This is a genomic window from Acaryochloris thomasi RCC1774, from assembly GCF_003231495.1.
Classification (GTDB): Bacteria; Cyanobacteriota; Cyanobacteriia; order Thermosynechococcales; family Thermosynechococcaceae; genus RCC1774.
On sequence record NZ_PQWO01000011.1, the window covers coordinates 106,085 to 131,808 of the forward strand.

23 protein-coding genes are annotated in these 25,724 nt (G+C 50.3%); 8 read left to right on the forward strand and 15 right to left on the reverse strand.

Going from position 1 to position 25,724, the window contains the following annotated elements; translation table 11 throughout:
• Window positions 1-27: 27 nt before the first annotated feature.
• The 3 genes from C1752_RS17080 to C1752_RS17090 all read right to left on the reverse strand — a co-directional run bounded on the left by C1752_RS17080 (window position 28) and on the right by C1752_RS17090 (window position 3,805).
• Complete coding sequence (locus C1752_RS17080) at window positions 28-1,461, reverse strand: FAD-binding domain-containing protein (protein ID WP_110987258.1); 1,434 nt, start codon at window positions 1,459-1,461, stop codon at window positions 28-30.
• Window positions 1,462-1,492: 31 nt separating this feature from the next.
• Window positions 1,493-2,290, reverse strand: coding sequence for a type 1 glutamine amidotransferase (locus C1752_RS17085; protein ID WP_158535123.1), 798 nt, complete (start codon window positions 2,288-2,290; stop codon window positions 1,493-1,495).
• A 183-nt stretch (window positions 2,291-2,473) separates the two neighbouring features.
• Entirely contained in the window at window positions 2,474-3,805 is a 1,332-nt protein-coding gene (locus tag C1752_RS17090; protein WP_110987260.1) for a MurT ligase domain-containing protein, read from the reverse strand.
• A gap of 516 nt (window positions 3,806-4,321) precedes the next feature.
• Here C1752_RS17090 and C1752_RS17095 point away from each other — a divergent pair.
• On the forward strand, window positions 4,322-4,702 hold the full coding sequence (locus tag C1752_RS17095) for a L,D-transpeptidase (protein ID WP_233501674.1): 381 nt from the start codon (window positions 4,322-4,324) through the stop codon (window positions 4,700-4,702).
• A gap of 17 nt (window positions 4,703-4,719) precedes the next feature.
• Here the strand turns inward: C1752_RS17095 and C1752_RS17100 are convergent, their stop codons facing one another.
• The gene (locus C1752_RS17100) at window positions 4,720-5,316 is read right to left on the reverse strand and encodes a Maf family protein (RefSeq protein WP_110987262.1); all 597 of its coding nucleotides are present in this window, start codon (window positions 5,314-5,316) and stop codon (window positions 4,720-4,722) included.
• 180 nt (window positions 5,317-5,496) lie between these two features.
• A complete protein-coding gene (locus C1752_RS17105) occupies window positions 5,497-5,694 on the reverse strand; it encodes a hypothetical protein (protein ID WP_110987263.1) in 198 nt (65 codons plus the stop codon).
• A gap of 370 nt (window positions 5,695-6,064) precedes the next feature.
• Here C1752_RS17105 and C1752_RS17110 point away from each other — a divergent pair, with 370 nt between their 5' ends.
• Entirely contained in the window at window positions 6,065-6,574 is a 510-nt protein-coding gene (locus C1752_RS17110; RefSeq protein WP_110987264.1) for a GNAT family N-acetyltransferase, read from the forward strand.
• Between the two features lie 41 nt (window positions 6,575-6,615).
• Here C1752_RS17110 and C1752_RS17115 read toward each other — a convergent pair whose 3' ends face one another.
• The 4 genes from C1752_RS17115 to tig form a co-directional block, all read right to left on the reverse strand.
• On the reverse strand, window positions 6,616-7,467 hold the full coding sequence (locus tag C1752_RS17115) for an alpha/beta fold hydrolase (protein ID WP_110987265.1): 852 nt from the start codon (window positions 7,465-7,467) through the stop codon (window positions 6,616-6,618).
• A gap of 12 nt (window positions 7,468-7,479) precedes the next feature.
• A complete protein-coding gene (gene clpX, locus C1752_RS17120) occupies window positions 7,480-8,832 on the reverse strand; it encodes an ATP-dependent protease ATP-binding subunit ClpX (RefSeq protein WP_110987266.1) in 1,353 nt (450 codons plus the stop codon).
• 9 nt (window positions 8,833-8,841) lie between these two features.
• Complete coding sequence (gene clpP / locus C1752_RS17125; protein WP_110987267.1) at window positions 8,842-9,549, reverse strand: ATP-dependent Clp endopeptidase proteolytic subunit ClpP; 708 nt, start codon at window positions 9,547-9,549, stop codon at window positions 8,842-8,844.
• Between the two features lie 194 nt (window positions 9,550-9,743).
• Complete coding sequence (gene tig, locus C1752_RS17130) at window positions 9,744-11,348, reverse strand: trigger factor (RefSeq protein ID WP_370664156.1); 1,605 nt, start codon at window positions 11,346-11,348, stop codon at window positions 9,744-9,746.
• Between the two features lie 474 nt (window positions 11,349-11,822).
• Between tig and C1752_RS17135 the strand changes: the two genes are divergently transcribed.
• From C1752_RS17135 to C1752_RS17145, 3 genes are all read left to right on the forward strand, one after another.
• On the forward strand, window positions 11,823-12,866 hold the full coding sequence (locus C1752_RS17135; RefSeq protein WP_110987268.1) for an aspartate-semialdehyde dehydrogenase: 1,044 nt from the start codon (window positions 11,823-11,825) through the stop codon (window positions 12,864-12,866).
• A 185-nt stretch (window positions 12,867-13,051) separates the two neighbouring features.
• Window positions 13,052-13,936 (forward strand): 4-hydroxy-tetrahydrodipicolinate synthase, encoded by an 885-nt coding sequence (dapA, locus tag C1752_RS17140; protein WP_110987269.1) that lies wholly within the window; start codon window positions 13,052-13,054, stop codon window positions 13,934-13,936.
• Between the two features lie 128 nt (window positions 13,937-14,064).
• Window positions 14,065-15,825, forward strand: a complete 1,761-nt coding sequence (locus C1752_RS17145) for a ribonuclease J (protein ID WP_110987270.1) — start codon at window positions 14,065-14,067, stop codon at window positions 15,823-15,825.
• A 259-nt stretch (window positions 15,826-16,084) separates the two neighbouring features.
• On the opposite strand, the gene C1752_RS17150 is transcribed toward C1752_RS17145, so the two are convergent.
• Window positions 16,085-16,657 (reverse strand): DUF2808 domain-containing protein, encoded by a 573-nt coding sequence (locus C1752_RS17150; protein WP_110987271.1) that lies wholly within the window; start codon window positions 16,655-16,657, stop codon window positions 16,085-16,087.
• A 232-nt stretch (window positions 16,658-16,889) separates the two neighbouring features.
• On the reverse strand, window positions 16,890-18,344 hold the full coding sequence (gatA, locus tag C1752_RS17155; RefSeq protein WP_110987272.1) for an Asp-tRNA(Asn)/Glu-tRNA(Gln) amidotransferase subunit GatA: 1,455 nt from the start codon (window positions 18,342-18,344) through the stop codon (window positions 16,890-16,892).
• A 128-nt stretch (window positions 18,345-18,472) separates the two neighbouring features.
• Here gatA and C1752_RS17160 point away from each other — a divergent pair, with 128 nt between their 5' ends.
• Together C1752_RS17160 and C1752_RS17165 are read left to right on the forward strand one after the other, a co-directional pair.
• On the forward strand, window positions 18,473-18,874 hold the full coding sequence (locus tag C1752_RS17160; RefSeq protein WP_110987273.1) for a hypothetical protein: 402 nt from the start codon (window positions 18,473-18,475) through the stop codon (window positions 18,872-18,874).
• Window positions 18,875-19,140: 266 nt separating this feature from the next.
• On the forward strand, window positions 19,141-20,313 hold the full coding sequence (locus C1752_RS17165; RefSeq protein ID WP_110987274.1) for a pyridoxal phosphate-dependent aminotransferase: 1,173 nt from the start codon (window positions 19,141-19,143) through the stop codon (window positions 20,311-20,313).
• Between the two features lie 17 nt (window positions 20,314-20,330).
• Here the strand turns inward: C1752_RS17165 and C1752_RS29015 are convergent, their stop codons facing one another.
• From C1752_RS29015 to gshA, 3 genes are all read right to left on the reverse strand, one after another.
• On the reverse strand, window positions 20,331-21,809 hold the full coding sequence (locus C1752_RS29015; protein ID WP_233501675.1) for a M23 family metallopeptidase: 1,479 nt from the start codon (window positions 21,807-21,809) through the stop codon (window positions 20,331-20,333).
• Between the two features lie 252 nt (window positions 21,810-22,061).
• Window positions 22,062-22,520, reverse strand: a complete 459-nt coding sequence (locus tag C1752_RS17175; RefSeq protein ID WP_110987275.1) for a tRNA (cytidine(34)-2'-O)-methyltransferase — start codon at window positions 22,518-22,520, stop codon at window positions 22,062-22,064.
• 6 nt (window positions 22,521-22,526) lie between these two features.
• Window positions 22,527-23,672 (reverse strand): glutamate--cysteine ligase, encoded by a 1,146-nt coding sequence (gene gshA / locus C1752_RS17180; protein WP_110987276.1) that lies wholly within the window; start codon window positions 23,670-23,672, stop codon window positions 22,527-22,529.
• Between the two features lie 558 nt (window positions 23,673-24,230).
• Here gshA and C1752_RS17185 point away from each other — a divergent pair.
• Window positions 24,231-24,971, forward strand: a complete 741-nt coding sequence (locus C1752_RS17185) for a GDSL-type esterase/lipase family protein (RefSeq protein ID WP_110987277.1) — start codon at window positions 24,231-24,233, stop codon at window positions 24,969-24,971.
• Between the two features lie 9 nt (window positions 24,972-24,980).
• On the opposite strand, the gene C1752_RS17190 is transcribed toward C1752_RS17185, so the two are convergent.
• Entirely contained in the window at window positions 24,981-25,697 is a 717-nt protein-coding gene (locus tag C1752_RS17190; protein ID WP_146242367.1) for an alpha/beta hydrolase, read from the reverse strand.
• Window positions 25,698-25,724: the final 27 nt, after the last annotated feature.

Genomic DNA, 25,724 nt, shown 5'->3' on the forward strand with positions numbered 1-25,724 from the left:
TAGATCTGAAAGGAATGATCGTGACGCTTACGATTGTGGAAGCTGCTCTTTTTGCTCTCGGTAGATTTCTTTAAAAAGACGCTGCTGCTGTTTATGCTCCACGATGGGAGCAGGGTAGCCACAGCGTTCTAGCTCAGCCGCCGAGACTTTTCCCGTGACCAGCTGCTTCGTCTCTACCGTCCGAACCTCGGGTACCCACTGACGAATGTACTCCGCTTCTGGGTCGAATTTCTGGGCCTGACTGGCGGGATTGAAAATCCGCAGTGGTTTCGGATCCATACCGCTAGAGGCGCTCCACTGCCAGCCGCCATTATTCGCCGCCAAATCGCCATCAATCAGCGTCTGCATGAAGTACTTTTCGCCCCACTGCCAGTTGATCACCAGATCTTTGACCAAAAAACTCGCCACAATCATGCGGCAGCGATTGTGCATCCAGCCTGTTTCATTGAGCTGTCGCATTGCTGCATCCACAATCGGATAGCCCGTTTTGCCTTCACACCAAGCCTGAAAATGCTCCTCATCGTTATGCCAAGGGAAGGTTTGCCACAGCGGTCGATAGGCCTGCTCCGCCAACTCCGGGAAATGGAAGAGTGCATGCTGATAGAATTCACGCCAAGCCAGCTCCTGCCGCCAAGTCTGGATGCCTTTTCGGCCTTCTTCGCTCCGGCAATGTTCTAATGCAGTTTCCGTCGCTGCCCATACGGTCCTGATGCCAATGACGCCAAATTTAAGGGGGGCGCTCAGTGAAGAGGTGCCGACCGTGGCCGGGAAGTTCCGCTGCTGGTCATAGCCTTCGATTGTGCTGTGGCAGAACTGATCGAGCAAGTTCTGGGCTGCATCTTCTCCTGGCTCCACGAAAAGAGGACGGTCCCAGGCCAAGCCCAGTTCAGATGCGGTGGGGAGCTTTATGGCTTCTGTAGCAGCGATTTCTGTATCGGTCAGCCCCCGAAGATTTTCTACAAGAGCGGCAGGCGTTGCCTTATCGTGTTGAATCCAATTGCGCCAGAAGGGGCCGTAGACCTTGTAGGGGCCACCTGAGCCGGTGAAGATTTCTTCCGGCGTGTGCAGGAGCTGATCCCAGAAGGTCTCGACTTTGATGCCTTGGTCAATGAGGGTGGCCTGGAGGTTGCGATCGCGACTTACTCCATAGGGCTCTACATCTCGATTCCAGAACACCGCCTTCGCATCTAATGCCTTCGCTAATCGAGGTAAACCCTCTGCTGGATCTTGATGCAAAATCAAAAGCTGGCTCCCAGCTTTTTGGTAGCGCTGCTGCAGAGACTGCAGGCAACCGATCATATAAGTAACCCGAGCTGGGGCTACATCATCTCCGTCCAAAATGTTGGGATCTAGGCAGAACACACCCACCAGCTTGGCCGAGTATTCCCGAGCCGCCGCTAGCCCCACATTGTCGGCAATCCGCAGATCGCGACGGTGCCAAAACAAAATTAAATCAGCCATATCTCTATATGCAAAATATCCTGAAAGCTTATTACGCTTTGCCGTAGCGATGCACAATATACTGGTGAGCCGCAATCTCCTCAGTATCTGGCAGTGCTTTCAGCTTAATATTTTGATCCCTGTATTTACGGGTCAGCGCTAGCCAAATCATGTAGTCAGCGAAATGAGGATTCTTGGGCAGCATTGATCCGTGCATGTAGCTGCCAAAGACATTCTTATACCGTGCGCCTTCATACTGTGCCTCATGGTTGTTACCAAATCCGGCGCGGGTGCTTGCTAAAGGCGCGACATTCTCCCCAAGATAGGTTTGGCCTGAATGATTCTCAAACCCCACCAGCGTCTGCGGGATTTCCTTTGGCTGCTCGTAGATGGTCTGAATCTCTGTATAGGTCTCGGACGGTAGCTCCACGACTAAATTGCCAATACAGCGGCCCTTCACATCTTTACTCGGAGCCTGGGTTTTAACATTGATAATTCCGAGTCCCTTAGTCTCTTGGTTATCTCCCATTAAAAAGGTATTGCCCATGAGCTGATAGCCACCACAAACGCCCAAAAAGACCGTTTCTGCCTCGGTATCAGCCCGAATAGTCTCTTGCTTGAGCTGATGAAAGTCATCAACCACGGCGAGCTGATCGTTATCCTGTCCGCCCCCCATAAAGTAGATATCAGTTTGACCTGATACTGCAGAATCTCCGAGGTTCAAAGCATTGAGGTGACAGGCAATACCAAGCCATTCACAGCGTCGTTGTAGCGTCACGACATTGCCCAGATCTCCGTAGAGATTGAGGTTGTCAGGATAAAGATGGGTCAGGGTCAAGGATAAGGTCATAGCTTGATGAATCTGCATTAATCAGTGAAAGATTGCTTCTTGCCTTCCAGATTGATAAGGGCAAAATTGAATCCTTTGCTTATCTCCTGCTTATCTCCCTCCAAAATTGGGGGGCTAGGAAGGCAAGGGTAAAACTGTTGTATATTCCCGCATCCGTACACCGAAGATTGTGTCTAGGATAAGTTAATTCAGCATTAATCCCATCAGCTTACGAAACTCCAGCATGGAGGTGTAGGTTGGCATGACGCAAACGGTATCGCCATCGCCAGCCTTCTCAAAGGACTGAGCGATCGCAGACTGAATACTTTCCACTGTGCTGATGTTGTGATCAGATGCTGTGAAGGCATACTTGAGCCGCAGGTGCATATCCTTGGCCCGTACGCCAGTGCAGATCACCCAGTCAATATTGGCCTTGTTGAGCAGCTCTAGTTCGCTATCCCAAAGCCAAGAAACATCTTTACTATCAGCGGTGTTGTCATTAATAGCGAGAATTAGACGCAGGCGCGGAATCTTCCGCAACAGGTCCAAATTCAACGTAAAGCTAGCGGGATTTTTGATCAGCAGCAGTCGGTAGTTGATGCTTTTTTTACCGTCGGTTTTCACCAGCAGTTCACCCCGACCAAAGGCCGGTTCAAAGGCTTTTAGCCCCTGCATCAGCTTTTGATCATCAATGTTGAGCAGCTTACCAATCGTGATGGCGGTTAAGGCGTTATAGACATGAAAGAAGCCCGGTGAAGAAATTTGGGCATCGTCATACTGCAGGTCCTGGTTGCCGACGGTGCCCACCACATCAAAGCGGGTCGTCAGATCGTCGTTGATGCGGATGTTTTTTGCGCGAAGAATGTTGGTTGCGATCGCATCTGTATTCCGCGTCTCTCCCTCATAGGGCAAAGAATCGGTATATTCCGGTGGCAGTGATACGTAATGCGTTTCATTTCCCAATCCATCAGCCAGTCGAGACGTGCGCGGGTCATCGCCGTTAACCACCGCGATCGCTTTTGGGCTCTGAGCAATCCCGTCCCGGATATAGGCTTCGGTGATATCAATCTCACCGTAGGCATCAAGCTGATCGCGGTACAGATTTGTCACCGCAATAATTTTAGGCTTTAGCGCTTTCGCAATCCGAGGTAGTGTAGCCTCCTCTACCTCTAGAACCGCATGGGTAAAGTCTAGGCTGCCTAAAAAATTAGCCTGCCGCATCAACTCCGATAAAATACCCTGCAGCAGGTTTGCCCCAGCACCGTTTCGCAGTAGCTTCACCTCTGGGGACTGACCGAGCAGAGAATTGAGAATCGTCTGCGTCGTCGTCTTACCATTCGTTCCGGTAATCACGATGACATTCGGAATTTGACTAATCAGTGCCTCAAATGCAAAGGGGAAGTACTGACTTACGATCAGGCCCGGCAGAGCAGTTCCTGAACCCCGCTTGCTCAACCTAAGACCCAAGACCAGCAGCCTAGAACTGACCAAAATAGGAACGAGCAAAACGCGCTTAAAAAGATTTGAAATAGCCATGTTCTTTAAAGTTGTCCCTATTTTGCCCCACCTTCCAACTCACGCATAATACCGCAAGACCCCGAATGCCTTAAATTTTCTTGACGACTTAATAACGACTAGAGCCTTGCTGCCCGGCATCATTATTTTGCACATCAAAATCTCTAGTGAATTTAGAAATTCATGCGAATATCTGTGCTAGGGCGACGGCTACATAGCATATGCATCGGGACAAGACGATTTAGCCCCAATACTCCGCAACGCAAGTTTTCCTTGTGCAGAATAAAACATTGGTTAGAATAGTGTCTAAGAATACGGACTTCATGAAACAAGTCCTCTTTATAATGAGTCAATAGTAAAAACGTTTTCGTCTCCAACATGCGTTACAGTTTTATGCCTCTTGTGGGCAGTGCCATTATTGCAAGCCTACTTGTCAGTCATAGGATAGCCTTGGCTTCTGAAGACCTAGCTGTTGCACCGCTACCAGGCCTGCCCGAGTCGAGCAGTTTTCTTCCTGCTACCGAAGAACCGCAAATTTTGAAACTGAACCTCACAAAACGTCAGGTCACTATCTTTCGCAGCGGCAAGGCTTTCAAGAGCTATCCGGTTGCTGTTGGTAAAGATGGTTGGGGTACACCCGTTGGCGAGCACGAGATCAAAACGATGTACCGCAATCCTCCCTGGAAGAACCCTTTCAAAGGCGGCGTCATTCCCGGCGGTGACCCGGCTAACCCTTTAGGAAAGCGCTGGATTGGTTTCTGGACAGATGACAAGAACTGGATCGGCTTTCATGGCACCCCCAACCGTGGGTCCGTAGGCCAAGCCGCATCCCACGGCTGCGTACGGATGTACAACGAAGATGTTGAGGAGCTATACGAACTCGTAAAGATCGGGACTCCGGTGATTGTACATCGTTGATTTGCGCTTACAAGCCTCTAGCGATGCCAAAAGTCAGTGACGTCATAGCCAAATTCTGCCAGCATCTGCCGCAGCAAAGGTAAGCTGAGGCCAATGACATTACTGTGGCAACCGACAATCTTATCGATAAAGAGTCCGCCATAGCCGTCTAAAGCAAAGCTACCGGCGCAGTGCAGTGGCTCCTGAGTCGAGACGTATGCCTCAATCTGCGAATCGCTGATGTCAGCAAAGTAAACCTCAGTGACTTGGCAGCAGACTTGAGCCTGCTGCGCGAGGTTGAAAAGAGCATGGCCAGTGTAGAGGCGACCCACCCTCCCTCGCATCTGCTGCCAGCGAGCCACGGCGACTGCTGCACCTTCCGGCTTGCCATAAATTTGTCCATCTAACTGTAAAACGGAGTCACATCCAAGAACCAAGGCTGGCTCCTGAAGCTGACGTACGACTGTCTTAGCCTTGCCCAAAGCCAGAAACTCTACTAGCTCTTCTGCCTCTAACTGCTGTGCCTGAGACTCGTCATAATCACTAGGCTGCACCACTGGAGCAATGCCCACGCTATGCAAAAGCTGACGACGAGCAGGAGAGGCAGACGCAAGTACAAACCTCGGGGCGTTCATCATGACTTAACTCAACAGCCTCCAATAATCAGTCGCGTGGAATAGCTAGACCGATCGGCTTAACAAAAGCCGATCACAGAAACATTGTTTTGCCGTGACATAGAATTAGTAAAGCGGCATAGGAAACCCTACACCGCTTTACTAAGCTCAAAAATCATTGAGAGTGTATCTCAGATGAAGCTAGTTCAAATTTTGTCGAGAAACGTGCTTCTCGAAAGTTGCCTGGGTTTGCTGCAGTAGCTCTTCCCGACTGTTGCCTGCTTGCGTCAAGGTCGGAACTAGGTTGCGGGCCTGTAGTGTCATATGAAGCTGCAAATGAGCGACATAATCACTCAGCTCTTCTCTGCCCGTTGAATTTGTCTGTGAATCGAGATACAAGGTATTCTCCTTTATCAATCACAATGTCGCGCAATCACCATAGCCAGAGTATCATTCAAGCTTTACACGGATAGTGCTTCGCAATATTCCGTAACCGTTGATGGCAAAAACAAACACAAAAGTTAACTTGACTTCAGCCCTCTAGTAAAAAATCTAAGTTGTTCTGGAAGTTGCTTTCGGTGGTGGCCTGAGCCGCAACAGCGTGAAATAGAGCTGTTGCGCACGGTCTTCACAATAAATAATGAATTGCTACAAAGCACTACAAAGAAGTGATGTTTCTTGAAATTTGCTTGAGTGTTGAATATCTACCGGACTCAAAATGATTGCGATAGAATAAGTTGTCTTAACCTACTGTCAACCTGTTGACGTTATGGATCATCGACAAATTTGGTTCCGAGAGGGACTTAACGCCTTAGATACTCAATCGGCTCATGATTTAGTTCGTTCCGCAGAACTGAAAAAACTGTGTGATTTAATGCAGGTGGCTGCTTTCTGGGCTTGCGATCGCACCCCTCAAGATTGGGCCATCGCCCTCCGCTACAGTCGTCCGATCATCAGCGTGTGGGATCAAGAGCATTTGATTGGCTTTGCCCGCGCTACCTCCGACGGTATTTATCGTGCCACTATCTGGGACGTTGTCATCCATCCCGACTATCGCGGTGAGGGACTTGGACGCAAGCTTGTGCAAACTCTGCTTGCCCACCCTCATATGAATAGAGTGGAGCGTGTTTCTCTGATGACGACCCACCATCAAAGCTTTTATGAGGGTATTGGGTTCGAGCAGAATGCCAGCACCACAATGGTGCTTTACCAGCACAATGCTCCGGCCCCGCTTTTGTCGGAGCAGCAGGTCTCTAACAGTAATTACGGCGCTGAATGAAACGTACGAGCTTTTGCAGGTAGAAGCTCATAAAGCAGTATTTAAGCAGGGGCAAGTTCAAGAAACTGCTGCACCTGATCTAAATAAGTGGGCGCATCCTCTAGCATCGGGAAGTGGCCTGTTCCCGCAATTACACGGTAGGTTACCAACGGATTTAAGATTGCTGCCTGCTTACCCATCTCAGCGGTGATAATGCGATCAAACTCACCCGAGATCAGCAGCACCGGCATTTTAAAGTTGGTATATTCCTGAGGCATTTCCAATGCAGCTTTCTTGCTAACGGCCTCCAGCATGGTCCCTAGCGCCGCATCATAGTCAGCCAGCACAAAATCTTCTAAGAAAGCCTGCCGCAGAGGAGCGGGAATCGAGCGGTGCAAAAAGCGGGCCATAAACATCCGATCAGCCCCCGGAATCTTGGTCAACCAAGCCGGACGGAACTTGACGACATACTGCCCAAATTTATGAAACTGGCTGAAGGCAACCTCATCATATTCAAACAGGCCATTGCAGGTTAGAATCGCTCGGTCAACCCGGTCAACATACTGATTCAAAAACAGAGCCGCAATGGATGCTCCCATTGAATGGGCATTGAGATACACCCGTTCAAGATCTAACTCATCTAAAAGAGCCGCAAGATCATCAGCATAGGCTTCTAAGTCATAGACATTTGGACCGAGGCCAGAAGCCCCTCGAGAACGCCCAAATCCCCGCTGATCGTAGAGCAAGCAATCGAAGTTGTCAGTCAATGCTGCGGCTGTGGACTGCCAGTAACGACCGGAGCCTCCCCAACCGTGCAGAAAGACCATCACAGGCTTGCCTGTCGGGTATTGCTCTCTAGAACTGACAACCCATTCAAAATAGTGAGGGATGTCGCGAACGTTGACGTAGGTCATGAATAAATGGAGCTAGGCTGATTCAGGTGTTGGAATCGTAGACGGCAGCATCAAGAGCTGAGCAGATGAACGCTGCTCCACCATCTCTCGCGTAATCACGCAGGGTGCTAATTCCTTACGAGAGTGGGACGGCAGCTCATACATTACATCTAGCATGATCTCTTCCACAATGGCCCGTAGTGCCCTTGCGCCGGTTTTACGCCGGTAGGCTTCCTGAGCAATCGCCTGCACCGCCTCTAGGTCAAACTCCAGCTCAACATTATCCATCTGCAGCAGCTTTTTGTACTGCTTAATCAGGGCGTTACGAGGCTCGGTTAAAATTCGACATAGCGACTCCTGGGTCAGTGCATCAATCACTGACATCACCGGAATGCGGCCAATAAACTCAGGGATCATGCCAAACTTCACTAGATCCTGAGCCTCCAGATCCCGCAGAATATCTGCCGTCCTCACCTCTTTCGGCTGTGGCTCACCAGCCCGCACAAATCCCATGGATTTCTTGCCCGTGCGCTGCTCAATAATCTTCTCTAGGCCCACAAAAGCCCCACCACAAATAAACAAAATATTTGTGGTGTCAATCTGAATACAGTCTTGGTATGGGTGCTTACGACCGCCCTGGGGTGGCACATTGGCAACCGTGCCTTCCAGCATTTTTAGCAACGCCTGCTGTACGCCTTCACCCGATACATCTCGAGTAATTGAAGGGTTCTCGCTTTTCCGCGCAACTTTATCAATCTCGTCGATATAGATGATGCCACGTTGAGCTTCTTCAACATCTAAATCAGCAACCTGCAGCAACCGCAGAAGAATATTCTCAACATCTTCGCCGACGTAGCCTGCCTCCGTAAGTGTCGTGGCATCGGCGACCGCGAACGGTACATCTAGCATCTGGGCGAGCGTCTGCGCCAAGAGGGTCTTACCGCAGCCGGTGGGCCCCATCAGCAGAATGTTGGATTTTTGCAGCTCAATGGCATCATCCGCATCTTCTGCTTCACTGCTGCTTTTGAGCAGGCTTAGACGCTTGTAGTGGTTGTACACCGCAACCGACAAAACCTTTTTGGCTTCCTTTTGACCAATGACATGCTCATCAAGGTAGCTCTTGATATCCCTAGGCTTTGGGATTTGGCTCAAGGAGATTTGTCCACTGCGAGACCGACGCTTTTCGGTCGGTGGCTCACCGCGTCGGGAAACAGCTTGGCCGGCAGCGGCTCCACCCGTATCAAAAAGCTCCTCGTCTAGAATCTCATTGCAAAGGTCTACACATTCATCACAAATGTAAACTCCCGGGCCCGCAATCAGCTTACGGACCTGTTCCTGGGATTTACCGCAGAAGGAACATTTCAGATGGGAGTCGTATTTAGACATGTCTGCCTCTCAATTGACTTCACTAACGGTTTCTGTGTGACTGGGGAGGTTCTGACGGGAAACAACCTGGTCAATCAAACCATACTTTTGAGCTTCTTCGGCAGACATAAAGAAATCGCGTTCTGTGTCAGCTTCAATGCGCTCGAACGGCTGGCCTGTATTTTGGGCAAGCAAGTGATTGAGTTGATTTTTATGATGCAGGATTTCTTTGGCTTGGATTTCAATATCAACAGACTGGCCCTGAGCGCCACCAAGGGGTTGGTGAATCATGATGCGCGAATGAGGTAAAGCCATCCGTTTCCCTGATGTCCCAGCTGCGAGCAAGAATGCCCCCATGCTGGCGGCCAATCCAAAACAGATTGTACACACATCAGGACGAATATGCTGAATTGTATCGTAAATAGCCATCCCTGCTGTAACAGAGCCACCGGGAGAGTTGATATATAGATAAATATCTTGCTCAGGGTCGTCAGCTTCTAGAAAGAGAAGCTGAGCAACGATGGTGTCTGCGGTTGTGTCATCGATGCCACGACTAGAGGAGCTACCCCCCCCTAGGAAAATGATGCGTTCACGCAGCAGCCGCGAGTAAATATCAAAGGCTCGCTCTCCGCGACCTGATTGTTCGACAACCATGGGCACGATATTGCGAGGAGACTCATTTTGCCCTGAGTGATCCCAGGCATTTAGAGATGGATAGGGTGATTGGGAAAAGAGCATAGAACTTAAATTCAATAACTTCGGGCCAGTAATCCAAAAACGGTAATCGTTGCGAGGGGAGCAAGGGAGGTTAAGTCAGGTTTAAGACTTATCTGCTCTTTAGGTACATTATGCCTCAACGAACAGAAGACATCCTGATATCACTTTCAATCAAGCAGAGTGAAGAAAATATCAATCTATCCAGGGTGATCCACCTATTCTGCGGCGTCAGCAGGCGGTGCCTTTTTAGAAGTACTCTTCTTCGTAGACTTAGAGGCTTTGGGCTTTGCTGCCGTCTTCTCTGCTGTTGTCGACTTTGCAGTTTTAGCCTTGGTCGACTTGGCTTTTGTCGTCTTCCGTTTCGCGGTTTCTTTGGGGCTATCTGCCACCGATGCTTCAGCATCTTCGACAGCTTCAGAAGGAACATCAACAACCTGATCTTTAGCCTTGGGCTCTGCTTTAGCCTTTGACTTGGGTTTTGCATCGGGAGCTGGCTCGTCTTCAGAAATATCCTCTTCCGGCTTTGATTCCACTAACTTAACTTCAGAATGCTCCTTAAGCCACTCCATAACAGCTTCTTTGAGCAGTTCTTCTTCTAAGATGTTTCGTAACCGCTGCTGGTCTACTTTTTGATCGCCAAAGCTCTCTAGAACTTCCTGCGTTCTTTTCTCTAGTGCCTCAGGCTCAACGGTCAAGGATTCAAGCTTGGCAACTTCTGCCAGAGCCAAAGTTGTTTTGAGTCTCTCCTGCGCTTCCGGGCGCAGCCGCTCCTGCATACCAGGTAAGACGTCTTTGGTGAGCAGCTTGTTAACGTCAATACCTTGAGACTGGAGCTGTGCAGCCGTCTCATTGATCATGACATTCACTTCATCCTGAATCATGGAAGGTGGGGGTTCCGCTTCTAATTCAGTCACCAGAGCTGTCACCAATTCGGCTTCAACGTTGGCATCTGTCGCGTCCTTGGCCTCTTTTTGATAGCGCTCTTCTAGAAATTCTCGAAGTTCTGCAAGGGTCGAAAACTCGCTGACGTCTTGAGCAAAGTCGTCATCCAGCTCGGGCAGCTCTTTTGTCTTGATATCGTTAAGGGTGACGGTGAAGATGGCCGAGCGTCCGGCCCAGTCTTCTTGGAAAAAGTCATCTGGAAAAGTGACGGGAATCTCTTTTGTATCGCCAATGCCCATGCCCACCACGCCATTGACGAGGTCTGTAATGAAACCGTTCTCGATCAGCTCAAGCTGAAAGTCCTTGACCTCTTCGGTGGTGTCATCATCTCCGTCTTCGAAGCGGCTAGCAAAGTCAATTTGAGTGACATCACCTTTCTCTGCAGCTCGGCCTTCGACAGGAACTAAGGTGGCCTGCTGAGATTGCTGCTCTGCTAACACCTCTTCGACTTTTGCCGGGTCGTACTGTACTTCTTCGGCAGTGACCTCAAAGCCCTGATGTTTGTTGAGCTTGACCTCGGGGGGGACTTCAACGCTGACGGTGAAGGTGAGGGCTTCTCCGGGCTGGTACTGGGTAACCAGTTCTTCCATGGAAGATTGAAGCTGAATACCGCCGAGAGCGTTGATCTCTTCTTGCTTGACGGCGGCTTCAAAATTGTTCTGAATCAGATCTTCTAGTGCTGCCGCTTTAATCTGAGTGGTGCCAAATCGTTGCAGAATCACCTGACGCGGAATCTTCCCTCGACGAAAGCCAGGAATCTGGGCCGATCGCATAAATTTGGTAATTACTTGCTCGTAAGCCTGTTGCGATCGCACCCCTGGGATTTCGATCTCCAGACTCACTTGACTACCGGGTAGCTTCGACTGGGTAACGTTCAGCCGCTCTTGTGTTTTAGACAACGCCTTTCCTCTCAAAGTCATCAATACGTCACGGCTCTAACCCTTTAACATGAGACTCTCAATCTCTAGAAAAGTGGAACCCCGAAGGGAACGCCCGCAAAGAATTTATCCAGCTTGCTATCATAGCTGATTTTGAATGCGGCTAGCGAATGGTGGAGCACGCCAGAATCTAATGTCTAGGTTAAGGTCTATAGTAAGAAGTGTGGTTGGCTTGACCGCAGAGTTTGAGCAACAAAGCAGAGAAGAGGGGCGACCCTCCTTCCGACACCCTATTGTCGGGATGCTTAAAGAATTGGTACTCTGTGACATAACTTTAAGATTTTGAGTATTCATCCCTGTCGACGCATTGCTTGGGAGACTCCGCTGCCGAAGTGATTATGAAAACGCAGAAGTTTATTGAGAATTACAAATCTACTTAACAAAACGCTAGATAAAAATAGGGAGGCGTGAAATTTGTCTCAGTCTTATCGAGTCGCCATTTTGGGGGCGACGGGTGCCGTTGGCACTGAGCTCTTGCAGTTGCTGGAGGCTCGCAAGTTCCCAATTTCAGAATTGACCCTGCTGGCGTCAGAGCGTTCAGCGGGAGAGGTACGGTCCTTTAGGGGTGAAGAGCTAACGGTTGAAGCGGTTAGTCCTGAGAAATTTGATGCTGTTGACATCGTATTGGCCTCGGCGGGAGGCAGTACTTCTAAGGAGTGGGCACCGATTGCCGTCAAGGCGGGTGCTGTTGTCGTTGATAACTCCAGTGCGTTTCGCATGGATCCCCAGGTTCCGCTGGTGGTCCCCGAGGTCAATCCCGATGCTGTGGAAGCTCATGGCGGCGTGATTGCCAATCCCAACTGCACAACGATACTGATGTCTGTGGCGGTTTGGCCTCTGCACCAAAAGCAGCCCATTCAGCGAATCGTTGCTTCCACCTATCAATCAGCGAGTGGTGCAGGTGCTCGGGCAATGGAGGAAGTCAAGCAGCAGGCTCGGGCAATTCTGCAGGGGCAGGTACCCCCCACCGAGATCTTCCCCTACCCCCTGGCGTTTAACCTGTTCCCCCATAATTCCGACCTCAATGATCAGGGCTACTGCGCTGAAGAGATGAAGATGGTCCAGGAGACGGGCAAGATTTTTGCAGCGTCGGATCTGAGGATTTCGGCTACCTGTGTGCGGGTTCCCGTCTTGCGGGCTCATTCAGAAGCAATTAATTTAGAGTTTGAGCAACCCTTTGATGCTGACGAGGCTCGGGAGATTTTGAAATCCTCGCCGGGGGTTAAGCTTGTTGAAGATTGGCAGGCCAACTATTTCCCGATGCCAATGGATGCCAGTGGTCGGGACGAAGTACTCGTAGGTCGTATTCGCCAAGATATCTCCCATCCCAACGGTCTAGAATTGTGGCTCAGTGGCGATCAGATTCGCAAGGGAGCTGCGCTTAATGCGGTGCAAATCGCTGAGCTTCTCGTGGAACGCAACCTCCTTAAGGCTTCGGCTCCTGCCTTAGCTCTGTAGGTTGCTCTCAGAACAATGCACTGCTGAGGGTGCTGTTCAATTGATGTATATATGTACATCCGTCAGCCTTTATACATAGAGACCGGTGGCTGACGCCAGGATGTATGTTGAACATCTGTTTATTTCAATTTTTTGATAGCGATGCAGTGGAGTGAGTTCAGGGCAGTGGTAGGAGTCAGGTACGAGTGACAAGTTTTGGGAAAGTTTTGACGGCGATGGTCACGCCTTTCGACTCGGAAGGTAAGGTTGACTTCGGGGTGGCAGAAAAATTAGCCGTTCATCTTGTCGAGCACGGCAGCGATGCGCTTGTTATTTGTGGGACCACAGGGGAGTCGCCCACCCTCACCTGGGACGAGGAATATAGGCTGTTTCAGGTGGTCAAAGATGCGATCGCAACTAAAGGTCAGGTGATCGCAGGGACCGGCTCTAACTCAACCTGTGAAGCCATTGAAGCCACTCAAAAAGCTGCTAAGCTAGGGCTGGACGGCGTCTTGCAGGTCGTTCCTTACTACAACAAACCTCCCCAAGAAGGTCTTTACCAACATTTTCGGTCCATCGCTGAGGCTACACCTGAAATGCCCATTATGTTGTACAACATACCTGGGCGTACAGGACAAAACTTACAGCCAGAGACCGTTGCTAAGCTTGCCCAGCTCTCCAACGTTGTGGCAATTAAGGAAGCCAGTGGTAACTTTGACCAAGTCAGTCAAATTCGCCGCAGGACCCCACCCGAATTTGAGATCTACTCTGGAGACGACTCACTCACCTTGCCCATGCTGGCGATTGGCTGTTCTGGCGTCGTGAGTGTAGCCAGCCACCTTGTTGGGGAACCCTTACAACAGATGGTGCAGTTTTTTGAGCAAGGTCACACAAAATCGGCGACTAATATTCACCTCAAGCTCTTGCCTCTCTTTCAGGCTTTGTTCTCTACAACAAACCCAATTCCCGTTAAAGCAGCTCTCCGTCTTCAGGGTTGGTCAGTTGGCGGTACTCGACCGCCCCTCTCAGATTGCCCCAAGTCTCTGCAGCAGCAGCTAGAGCAAGTCTTAAAAGAAGAAAAGCTCCTTTAGCTCCTTTTTTCTGTGGCTCTTTACGGTGTCCTCACAGCCTTGAAGGTATCGCTTCTGAATAGCCACAATCCTCTCTCCTTAAACCTTCCATTTTTCTATCGCATATTTTGTTTAGGTAATATCCTTATATGACAGATCAAAAAAATCAAAATAGCCTCAAAGTTATTCCTCTCGGAGGACTCCACGAAATTGGCAAAAATACCTGCGTCTTTGAATATGAAGACGAGATTATCCTTCTTGATGCTGGCTTAGCCTTTCCCACAGATGGCATGCACGGCGTCAATATTGTGCTCCCAGATATGACCTATCTCCGGGAGAACAAGCACAAAATAAAAGGCATGATCGTCACCCACGGCCATGAAGATCACATTGGCGGGATCGCCTTTCACCTCAAGCAGTTTGATATTCCGGTGATCTATGGTCCGCGACTGGCAATGGCGCTGCTCAAAGGGAAGCTAGAAGAAGCCGGCGTCGCTGGCAAAACAAAGCTCAACTCTGTACTCCCGCGCGATGTCGTGCGCCTGGGTTCTAACTTCTTAGTTGAATATATTCGCAATACTCACTCCATTGCCGATAGCTGCACCGTCGCTATCCACACCCCGGTCGGCGTCGTGATTCACACCGGAGATTTCAAGGTTGATCATACGCCCGTAGACGGTGAGTTCTTTGATTTTCAAAAGCTGGCTGAGTATGGCGAGAAAGGCGTTCTTTGTTTAATCGCTGACTCAACTAACTCTGAAGTGCCTGGTTCAACTCCATCAGAGCGTTCTGTCTATCCGAATCTAGAGCGAGTCTTTCAGCAAGCATCAGGACGACTGCTGGTCACCACCTTTGCTTCATCGGTGCATCGCGTCAACATGATTTTAGATATTGCTAAAAAGCAGCATCGAACGGTATCCATCGTGGGCCGCTCAATGCTCAACGTGATTGCCCACGCTCGTAACCTCGGCTACATCAAGTGTCCAGACAGCTTATTTGAGCCGCTACACGTGACGCGAGACATGCCCGATCATAAAGTCTTGATCCTAACAACCGGATCTCAAGGGGAAGAGATGGCCGCGCTGTCGAGAATCGCCCGCAAAGAGCATCGGCAAATTCGTATTCGCAAGGGAGATACTGTTGTCTTCTCAGCCAACCCCATCCCTGGGAACACCATCGGAGTCGTTAATCTAATCGATCAGCTGATGATGCAGGGGGCCAATGTTATCTATGGTCGTCACCAAGGCATTCACGTTTCAGGACATGGTGCTCAAGAAGATCAAAAGCTCATGATTGCCCTGACGCGTCCCAAGTTCTTCTTGCCCGTTCATGGTGAACATCGAATGTTGGTAAAGCATTCCCAGACCGCCCAGAGCATGGAAATTCCTGCAGATAATATGGTTATTATCGACAATGGTGACATTGTTGAGCTGACGGAAGAGTCGATTGGCATTGCTGGGAAAGTTCCTTCTGGTATTGAGCTAATGGACCGTGCCGGGTTGGTGAAAGCCCACGTTCTTGAAGAGCGACAGCGGCTCGCAGAAGACGGTATGGTCACTGTTGCTGCCAGCATTGGCCTCAACGGACAGCTGTTGACCCAGCCGGACGTTCATTTACGGGGCGTCGTCACGAATGTTGGCACGGACAAGTGGCAAATGTGGGTGAAAGAGACGATTGAATTGGCTCTGCGGAATCGATGGCAGCAGGTTTCAGATACTGACGTTGTTGATGCTGCTTCTGTCGATTGGGTCAACCTCAAAAGCTATATCGAGCGGGAACTCAAGGGACTACTGCGCCGCGAGGTCCAAACGAGAGCAACGCTACTCTTTTTGCTACAGCACCCTCAGGATTCAGCCAAGCCCGTCGCTTCAACTCGACAACGTAAGATACCTGCGCCGGTTGCTTCTTAACTTGATGACTACCTTCTGAGCGACCCTCGTGATCGCTCAGAAGGCATTTTTCATCGGAGGGGCGAGGGGGCAAGAAGATCGTCCTTTCTCTTAGATTCTTGAGCTGGGAAAAATTGCGATCGCAGCTTCTGTTCTAAAAGCATTGCAAAAAAAAGGAGCTTCGTGCCGCTAGAACGAAGCTCCTTTTCGAATATTTAAGCTATTTTATCGGCCACCGTAGCTACCTTGACTAGAAATTGTAGCAGTGCTGACCTCAGCGCTAGTTGCGGAAAATACTAACAACCCATGTCCCAATATATTTGCTCAAGGGGACATCTCCGGGGGAGGTGATTCGAGCATTGATAAAGTAGGTTCCGCCAGACCTCGGATTTTTCATGTTAGAGATCACAACTTCAGAGCGGGTTCCAGCCGGTACAGGAGACTCCGGTACAAGCTCTAGAACACGATTATCCTCATCATATTCAACCGTGGCTAGGGGGATATCTTTACCCTTCTTGAAGTTGAAGATGTTGCTGCCCTTAGCACTTTCACGCAGGGTGACGTTCTTGGCACTGAACCGCCCATCAAAGTAGTCAGGGAATGCAACTGTGATGCTGTCCATTGCGACACTTTGACGACCGAGCTTATAACGATGTCGATCATTGCGATGTCCGGGTGTACCGTACTGTAAAACATAGTTGAGCTGCTGCTTTCTTCCAGGGCCATCACCTCCCCAAATGAAGCTGAAGCCAGGATTTGTCTGAGCAATCGTCACAGCAGGCACGCCTGTAATCAAGGTACCGGCAATGGCAACAGGAAGAAAACGGCGGATAGATGCTTTTCTGGCAGACATAAGCTTTTCTGGTTTTGTAAAGAAAGTGACAGTATTCTTTTGCTAGTAATCGTAGCAGGCTGGCAATAGCTTGACCAAGCCTAATGTGACAATTTGTGGAACGGTCTGGGCAAAGCCCTGCTTCGTATGGTAGACGCAGGTTCTTGTCAAAAGTGCCCCGCTCAACTCTTGAAGATCAAGGCTGCAGGATGAGTCTTCTCTTTTTGAATGTTGAGGCTTGCACCTCTACCCATTAAGTACAAATTTTGGGTGATTGATTATGCCAATCTGTCGCTTGCTCATAGGCGTAGGCCGTTTGCAAGACCTGATCTTCTCGCAGAATGTTGCCGATGATTTGGAGGCCGATGGGTAGCCCTTGAGCATCGAAGCCACAGGGCAAGCTCAGGCCCGGTAAGCCCGCGAGGTTGACCGGAATGGTCATCAAGTCAGAAAGATACATGCTGATCGGATCCGCTGTCTTTTCTCCCGCCTTGAAGGAGGTGGTTGGAGAGGTTGGAGAAACCAAGACATCAACGCTTTCAAACGCGGCTTCAAAGTCCTGCTTGATTAACGTTCTAACCTTCTGGGCTTTGAGATAGTAGGCATCGTAGTAGCCGGAGGATAAGGCGTAGGTACCAATCATGATTCGCCGCTTAACCTCTGTGCCAAAGCCCTGAGCGCGGGTCTGAGTATACATTGACATTAAAGACTCAGCATCTTCAGCTCGATAGCCATATTTAACGCCGTCGTAGCGGGCCAAATTAGCGGAAGCCTCGGAAGGAGCAATCACGTAGTAAGTGGGTAGTCCGTAGCGAAATCGGGGGCAAGAAATTTCTTGAATTTCTGCCCCTAGTTCTTTGAGCTGTTCGATCGCTTTTTCAACGGCCTCGGCCACAACTTTATCGAGTCCTTCACCAAAGGTCTCTTTAATCACGCCAACTCGCTTACCCTTGAGATCTGGAACCAACGCCTGTGTGTAGTCAGGAATTTCAACATCAAGGCTGGTGGAGTCCTGCGGATCATATCCGGCAATGGCCTGCAGCAGGAGTGCGGCATCTTCTACGGTGCGACCGAAGGGGCCAATTTGATCCAGTGACGAAGCATAGGCAACGAGTCCATATCTTGATACCAGCCCATAGGTTGGTTTGAGGCCTACAACGCCACAGAATGAGGCGGGTTGACGAATCGAACCACCGGTATCGGAGCCTAAGGCCACAACACATTCGTCTGCGGCAACAGCCGCCGCAGAGCCGCCAGAAGACCCACCTGGAACGCGGGCTGTATCCCAAGGATTGGCGGTCACTTGATAGGCTGAATTCTCTGTAGAACTGCCCATTGCGAATTCGTCGAGGTTGGTTTTACCCACCATGACGGCACCGGCTGCTGCAAGTTTGGTGGTGACAGTGGATTCGTAAGGTGGCAGAAAGTTATTTAGGATCTGCGAACCGCAGGTGGTGCGAATGCCCTTGGTACAGAGGTTGTCTTTAATGCCAATGGGAATGCCTGCTAGAAGACCAATCTCTTCTCCGGCCGCTAATTGGGCATCGACCTGCTTCGCTTGAGCCATCGCCTGTTCGGTCGTAACGGTCAGAAAGCTTTTTAGCTGAGGCTCAAGTTGATTGATGGTTTCCAGAGCTGCTGTGGTGATCTCTGTCGCTGATCGTGCTTTGCTCACGAGTTGCTGATGCAGCTCACGGATGGATGCCATTTAGCCATTCCTTTGTCGAAGTTCCACCCAATAGTATAAGGTTTTCGCTCTGCAACAGTAGACGTTCAATGACGGAGCCGCTAGGGTAATTCAAGGGTGTGCTGTTGAACAAATGTCGAGGTTGCGTGATGTCTGACTCTGATTTAGATCTGTCTCAGTTCCTGGCTCCTGAGATTTGCCGCCAGTTACTGGCCTATCAGCAACAGCAGGGACATTCTTCTGTGACAGAAGCGCTAAATCATCTGCTTGAGAGGCATTTTGCCCAGGGGGTTGATTCTACTGCCCAGCAGCAAATAGAGGGGTTAGAGGGGCGAGTTTATACGCTGACCCGTGAGGTGATGCTGCTGCGGCAGTCAGTGCCGGATCAGTGCGATCGCCTGCGCGAACAGCTAGCGGCAGTCCGTCTGAGTCATTCTGGGCTTTTGCAGAATCTGCGGCAGCGCCTTGAGGCTGTGGAGCAGGTGACCGAGGCTGGGAATCTAGATATCCAGAAAGATGTAGAGTCAAGATCCGACCTAGATCTGAGTTAGCGTTATATGGGCTTACCGTCGGATGGCCTGAAGCGGTGTATTCAGCGTCGGGAGCCTTGTTCCGCGAGGTCAAGGTCATCTAAATAAGGATATTCGTGATGCAGCCCATGAATGTGGGACTTAATCCTCCGGTGGACTTGGATTGTCGACTTGGGATATTTTTGTTCTTCTATTGGTGTTGGCAGGCCATTTTTCTCTGTGTTCTAGTGGACGGGTAGGGTATGCTAGTCCAAACTCTTTAGTTCCGCACATTGGTTGGCTTTGACATGCAACTGGCAGACCGCGTGAGTCAAGTCTCGGCTTCATTGACTTTGGCAATTTCAGCTAAGGCGAAAGCGATGAAGGCTGAGGGCATAGATGTACTGGGTTTCAGTGCGGGTGAACCTGATTTTGATACGCCTAGGCACATTAGAGAAGCGGCGAAGCTGGCGCTTGATCAGGGTAAAACAAGATACGGGCCAGCGGCGGGTGAACCGGCTCTGAGAGATGCGATCGCATCCAAGCTCAACCGCGATAATCAGCTCAGCTATACACCGGACCAGATTATCGTCACCAATGGCGGCAAGCAGTCTTTGTATAACCTCATGCAGGTTCTCATCAATCCTGGTGATGAGGTGATCATTCCAGCTCCCTACTGGCTCAGCTATCCCGAGATGGTAAAGCTGGCGGGCGGGGTACCCGTGATTCTAAAGACAGATATTCAGAGCCAATTCAAAATTACTCCTGACCAGCTGCGCGCTGCCGTCACGCCTAAAACTCGCTTGTTCATCTTTAATTCGCCTTCCAATCCAACCGGAATGGTGTACACGCCTGATGAAGTTCGAGCATTAGCGGCGGTGATTGTAGACGAAGACCTGCTGGTCGTCACTGACGAGATCTACGAAAAGATTCTCTACGATGGCGCGGAACACCTCAGCATTGGCTCTATCGGCCCTGAAATTTTTGAGCGCACCATTGTCAGCCACGGATTCGCTAAAACTTACGCCATGACGGGTTGGCGAATTGGGTATTTGGCCGGTCCTTTAGATCTGATTAAGGGCGTGACTAAGCTGCAAAGTCACAGCACCTCTAACGTCTGTACCTTTGCTCAATATGGTGCGATCTCAGCCCTGGAGGGCTCGCAAGACTGTGTCGCTGAGATGCTGCAGGCTTTTACCCAGCGGCGTCAGGTCATGCTAGAGCTACTCAATGCGATTCCTGGTGTGTTCTGCCCTGCCCCTCAAGGCGCTTTCTATCTCTTTCCTGACATTAGTGCGTTCGGTTTAGGGTCTGTGGAATTTTGCGAGACTCTCCTAGAGTCCTATCAGGTCGCTGCCGTGCCCGGTCTAGCGTTTGATGCAGATCAGTGTATCCGGCTCTCCTACGCCACCGATTTAGCCAGCATCCAAAAGGGAGTGGAGCGTCTCTCAGCCTTCACTGCAGCGGTTGGCAAAAGGTGAGGGAGCGCCCTCTTTGATTACTCAGTGAGCGTGTAATCTAATGGACTCGTCCACGCTTCGGCTCTCGCTTGAAGCTGGGGCTGCAGTAATCTATCCTCAAAAGCGTTTTTCTCAACGCTCTCGACTGTTTCCGATTGCGGGCCTGGCTGCTGGGCGACTTGAATCGCTTCTACTAAAACGCTGAGGGCGACCTCGACCTGTATATCTGTATCAATCAGAGCATAACCCTGGGGGGTTCTCTGCATGGCCTCAAAGTGCAGATGTGGTCCTGTGGAATGTCCAGTGCTGCCCACGAGACCAATGACAGTTCCCTGATCTACAACTTGACCGGGCTGGACAAAAATCTCAGATAGGTGAGCGTAGCGCGTGGCGTGCTCGCCTTTATTGTGGTGAAGGAGAACGGAGAGACCGTAGCCGCCGAGGTAATTTGCGATCGCAACATTCCCATCATAGGCCGCGACCACCGGCGTCCCCATCGGTGCTGCGATATCAGTTCCCGAGTGGAATCTTTGCTGACCACTGAGGGGATGCACCCGCCAGCCAAACGCCGACGAAATCCGAGCTGGAATTGAAAGTGGAAAGATCATCTGCTTGCCATCCGACAGCAGCCACTTTAGTGGGTTGGCACCCTTGTAAGCCTTAGCCTTATAAGACTTACCTTGTTGATAAGGCTTAGCCGCAAATGTCGGCGCACTGGCAGGCGTTAATCCTCTTTGTACATTGGCAGCTGCAGAACGGCTCTGGAAACGGTTGGCAATATAGGGCTGTCGCAGTTTAATAGGCGCAGCCTGCTGCTGGGCAACTGCGCGGGCGGGCTGTACCCGAACCACACGAGCGGGCGGTGTGCCACCACCACAAATACTGGATGAAACAGAGCGACCGACAACAGCCTGACAGCCACTGGAGCGTTCTGACACCACAACCCGGTTGGGTTTGACGTAGGGCTTGGCTTGGGTCGCGCCTAAATCATAGTTGCGAGAGGTATCAATCAGTGGATTGCCCCTCTTTGCCTGCGGAGCCGACGGGATGGCGTTTGGCTTAGCGATGGGCTGCGACGTTGGCACCGGGCTTTTGATAATCACGGAAGGTTTCGTCTGAGGTTGAGTGCTTGCCCCAGAAGAGGCGGGCGGCGCTAACTGTTGCCCCACCGGAGCCGATTGAATAATGGGGGCTGGCTTGACCACTGGCTTTGGTGCAGGGGCCGAGCGAACGACGGGTTTGGGGGCGGGTGCAGAACGAACGACGGGCTTAGGGGCAGGTGCAGAACGAATCACCGGCTTGGGAGCAGGCGCTGAGCGAATCACGGGTTTGGGGGCTGCGGGTCGGGCCGCGGGAGGTGAATCCACCGGAATGATCAGATCTGCCGCCTGAGCCTCCAGCGCAGAGAGGGACAGATGACTCAGGCCCGACATCAGACTAATCCATGTCCACAACAGTAAGAGGGGAGTGGAGCGTACTCTATTGGAGGGTTTGTCAGTGGGGGGCTGCTGAGGCATCTAAATATCTTCCTTCGATGGGCTGCTAAGGCCAGGTTGCACAGGCATTGATTCTGAGACGTGACGGTCGCTTGTCATTCCAGAAAATTAATAATGCTCAATAGAGCTAATACCGCTACTACAGTTTGATTATTGATTACCTTAACAATTTTCGAAGCAACCTAAACTACATGCAAAGCAAATCGCGGGTTATCAGTGGTCCGAGAACCAATGACAGAGCGTTGCATAATTGGTGTTAAGGCAGAGCCTTGCCTAGATTTCTCCCAGTTGGCGGCGTGCCTCAAATAGCCCTAGCGCCACACTGACAGAAAGGTTGAAGCTTCGTACTTTAGGCTGCTTGATCGGAATTTGCAAGATATCGCTGCAGGCTTCCATAATTTCTGGCGGTAACCCTGCCGTCTCACAGCCAAACAGCAGCCAGTCATCGGCCTCGTATGCATGTTGTATATAATTTGTTTTTCCTGACTTGCTGAAGCCCACCCAGCGGCCTCCTTGGGCTTGGCTAAACTCAACAAAAGCTTCCCAAGAGCTGTGGCAGGTTAGTTTGACGTAGGGCCAATAGTCTAGCCCTGCCCGTTTTAGATAGCGATCGCTAATTTCAAACCCCAGGGGTTCAATCAAGTGTAGCTCGGTCTCGGTGGCGGCACAGGTGCGGGCTATAGCCCCAGTGTTGGGGGGGATTTGCGGATGAACTAAGACAACTCGAACCATTCAGAGCTAAACCGTTACGGGTTCACAGAGACTGTCTTTGAGGTCGTTCTCTTCTTCGAGCATGGATGCGATCGCATGTTTCACAATTGCGTCGGGGCTCACGCCCTGGTTATACAAACCCAACCACTTCTGAGCCTCATTCCCCTCTGCCAAAATTTTCTTCACCGGAGATAAGAAGCAGCTGAAGCCCTCTTGCTTCGCCATTGGCCACACCTGCTCATAAATCTCAGCAATCCAGTCTCGGGCTGAAATCGTGCGGCCATCCTGCCAGTGGGTCAACTCAGCATCCAAACTCAAGTGTGCGGCTTTCGCTTCGTTGGCATCTGCGATTTCGGCCAACGTCTCTGGTTCCTTTCGCCATTTACTCGACACCAATGGATCTAACTCTGGATTCGCAATGAGCTGCAGCAGCCGAGCCTCCAACAAGGCCGTCACCGCCAGCAAGCTAATAGGACTTGAGGGGAGATCACAAATCCTCAGCTCAAGGCGATTGAGATCGTAGGGACGACGATTACCATTGGGGCGCACCGCACTCCACAGATGGCGGACGTTCTGCATCGTACCCGCCTTGAGCTGGGCTCGGGTCCAGTCAATAAAGTGGCAGTGATGCTTGAAAATCGGCACCTGAGCCGGTGTTTTGGGGAATGTCGCCCATCGGGAAGAATGATTACCCGTTGCCTGACCATCAATGAAAGGCGAAGACGCCGTGAGCGCCAGCCAGAGCGGTGCTTCTAGGCGAATAAGACGACAGGCCTTAATCAAAAGCTCCGGGTCAGAGATGCCGAGATTAATATGGACGCTGGCGGTTACAACTGAGGTGCCGTAGGTCTCTTCAATGTAGGCGTGGTAAGGATTGCTAGGGTCAGAGCGATAGAAGCGGTCGCTGCCTCCCAAGGCCAGCGTACTGCCAGGAATGATGGTGTAGTCCCCTAGTTGGCTGAGATACTGACGCAACCGCGCCCGTGGCCGCAGCAGGTCGCACATGATCGGCTCATAGCAATAGGCCGGGGAAGTCGTATACTCAACGTTCCGGCTATCGGGTTCGCGCACAAAGCCCTCTAGCTCAGCAGCGATTCGGCCTGAGAACCCAACCACTTCACCCTTGGGTGTACCTGTGTAGACTTCGACTTCAAAACCTTTGGAGAGGACCACTGCGGTACCTTACTAATCGCAACAATAAGACTAGACCCATAATTTAGCGCATCCAGTCCGATCAACCCTTATCGTCTCATAGGTTTGCCGAGTCTTTCCACCTGAAGACGCTTGTCTGCCTCATGCTGTATGAAGATTCTTCTAGCTCAATACCTTGGGCCTGTTCACTTGGGATATGATTTTACCTACCGATGTCGTTAAAATCATCGTTTTTTGGGGTCAGGCGTTAAAGATTTTATGTGATAAATATTCGGGTAGTCACGGGGTAAATTGCTGCTGCGAGAATGATAGAGACACTGCTCGTTTTTCTCATATCTAATGATTGACTAAATTTGATTGAATTTGGCCCTTCCAGCGTATTGTTGGCGCGGAGAAAGTTTCTGTGCCAGAATCTTTGGTTGTGAGTTCTGTCTGATGACGTTTCTAATGGTGTCTTTTGCTTACTTGCCAGTGCTTTTAGCCATGGAACAGTTTTTTTCAGTTGGCTAAAGCGCAATCGCTAGCCTCCAATGCGTAAACCTATTACTTATTCAAAACACAACGTTAAATATAAAGATAATGGCACTTAGTCAGCAAAAGAAGTCATTTCTATTCGCCCTTGGTCTAGTCTTGTCATTTCTATATGGAATCATTACGGTTGAATACAAGATATTCCCTTATAAAAATTTGCGAGCCGTTAAGAAAACGGTCGCTCCGGAACCTGCTTTGAGCCACGCTAAAAAATCAAACGCTTCAAATATTTACCTGCAAAGAAAATCTTTCTTCAGTTTTCATGGTCAGCCCCACAACATTGTCATGGTCGGAGACAGCATTACAGGCCGAGCAGAGTGGGTAGATCTGTTCCCGTCTCTGAGTATTGCAAATCGAGGCATAGACGGCGATACAGCCGAGGGGATTCTCGCCAGACTTGACAGTATCTATTCTACGAAAGCTCAGAAAGCTTTTATTCAGGTAGGTGTCAATGATTTTAGTTTAGGTGTACCTGTTTCTGAAGTACAGGCCAACTATAAAGAGATTGTCATGCGCTGCAAAGAGCGCGGCATGAAGGTTTATATCCAGTCCACGATTTTGGCTGGAGCAAAATATGTAGAGATCAACTCCAACATTCTCGCTCTCAATACGTTCCTTAAACGGCTAGCCGATGGCAGTGAGGGTGTAACCTACATTGATCTCAATCAAAGACTTGCCAAAGATAACTTTTTAGATACTCAGTTTTCACCGGATGGCATCCATCTGAACGGAGCTGGCTACAAAGTTTGGAAAGATATGATTCATGACGAAATGCTGAGTCATTCATGACTCAACAGATCACTTCAAAAATGAATCGATGCGCCTAAGCAAATTCTCTAGCAAGGGTTGAGAATCTTGGCCCAGAATCTTTTGAGCATCTTCTCCATAGGCTTTGACCTGATTAAAGCGGCGGATGACTTTCACAAGCCGACCGCCTTCGACTTCCACTTCGGGGGTGGGATAGTTTTCTATCGTGTCAATGAGTGTAATTTGCTGATCATCACTGGCATCTAGAATGAGTGCTGACCTGAGTGCCTGTTGATTGGATCGGTCAGAGGGGGTATGAATAACGTCCCCCACTTCTTTGAGTAACAGATCGCCGGGTGTGCTGTTGAGTAGTCGGTCAAGCTGCACGGGGTTCATCGCTATTGGGTTGGTCAGCGTTTCTTGAACTTTATCGGGATCCTGCTTAGATACTTTCATGTATTTCCGTAGCTTGCGTGAGGCTTTGCCGGTTTCAGCAAACTCACGCAGGTCACTGACGGGAATAGAACGCGAAAGAGGGCCGTAGTTTAAGCGAACGCTGTCTGCAGCCAAGGTCGGTTTCATCGCAAAGCCAAGCGCTGCTATACCCACTGAGAGACCATACAAGAGGGTGCGTGTTCTCTGACTGCCGACTAACTGATGTGGAAAGAGCTGCACTAGCGGGAATCTCAAGTTCATGGTCTCTACGGGTCTTATTGACTGGGCATTCTCAATGCCCACGACCGCTTGCTGTAAGAGGAAGTTCCGCAAGTTTTTACTTCAAAACAGAATCCTTAA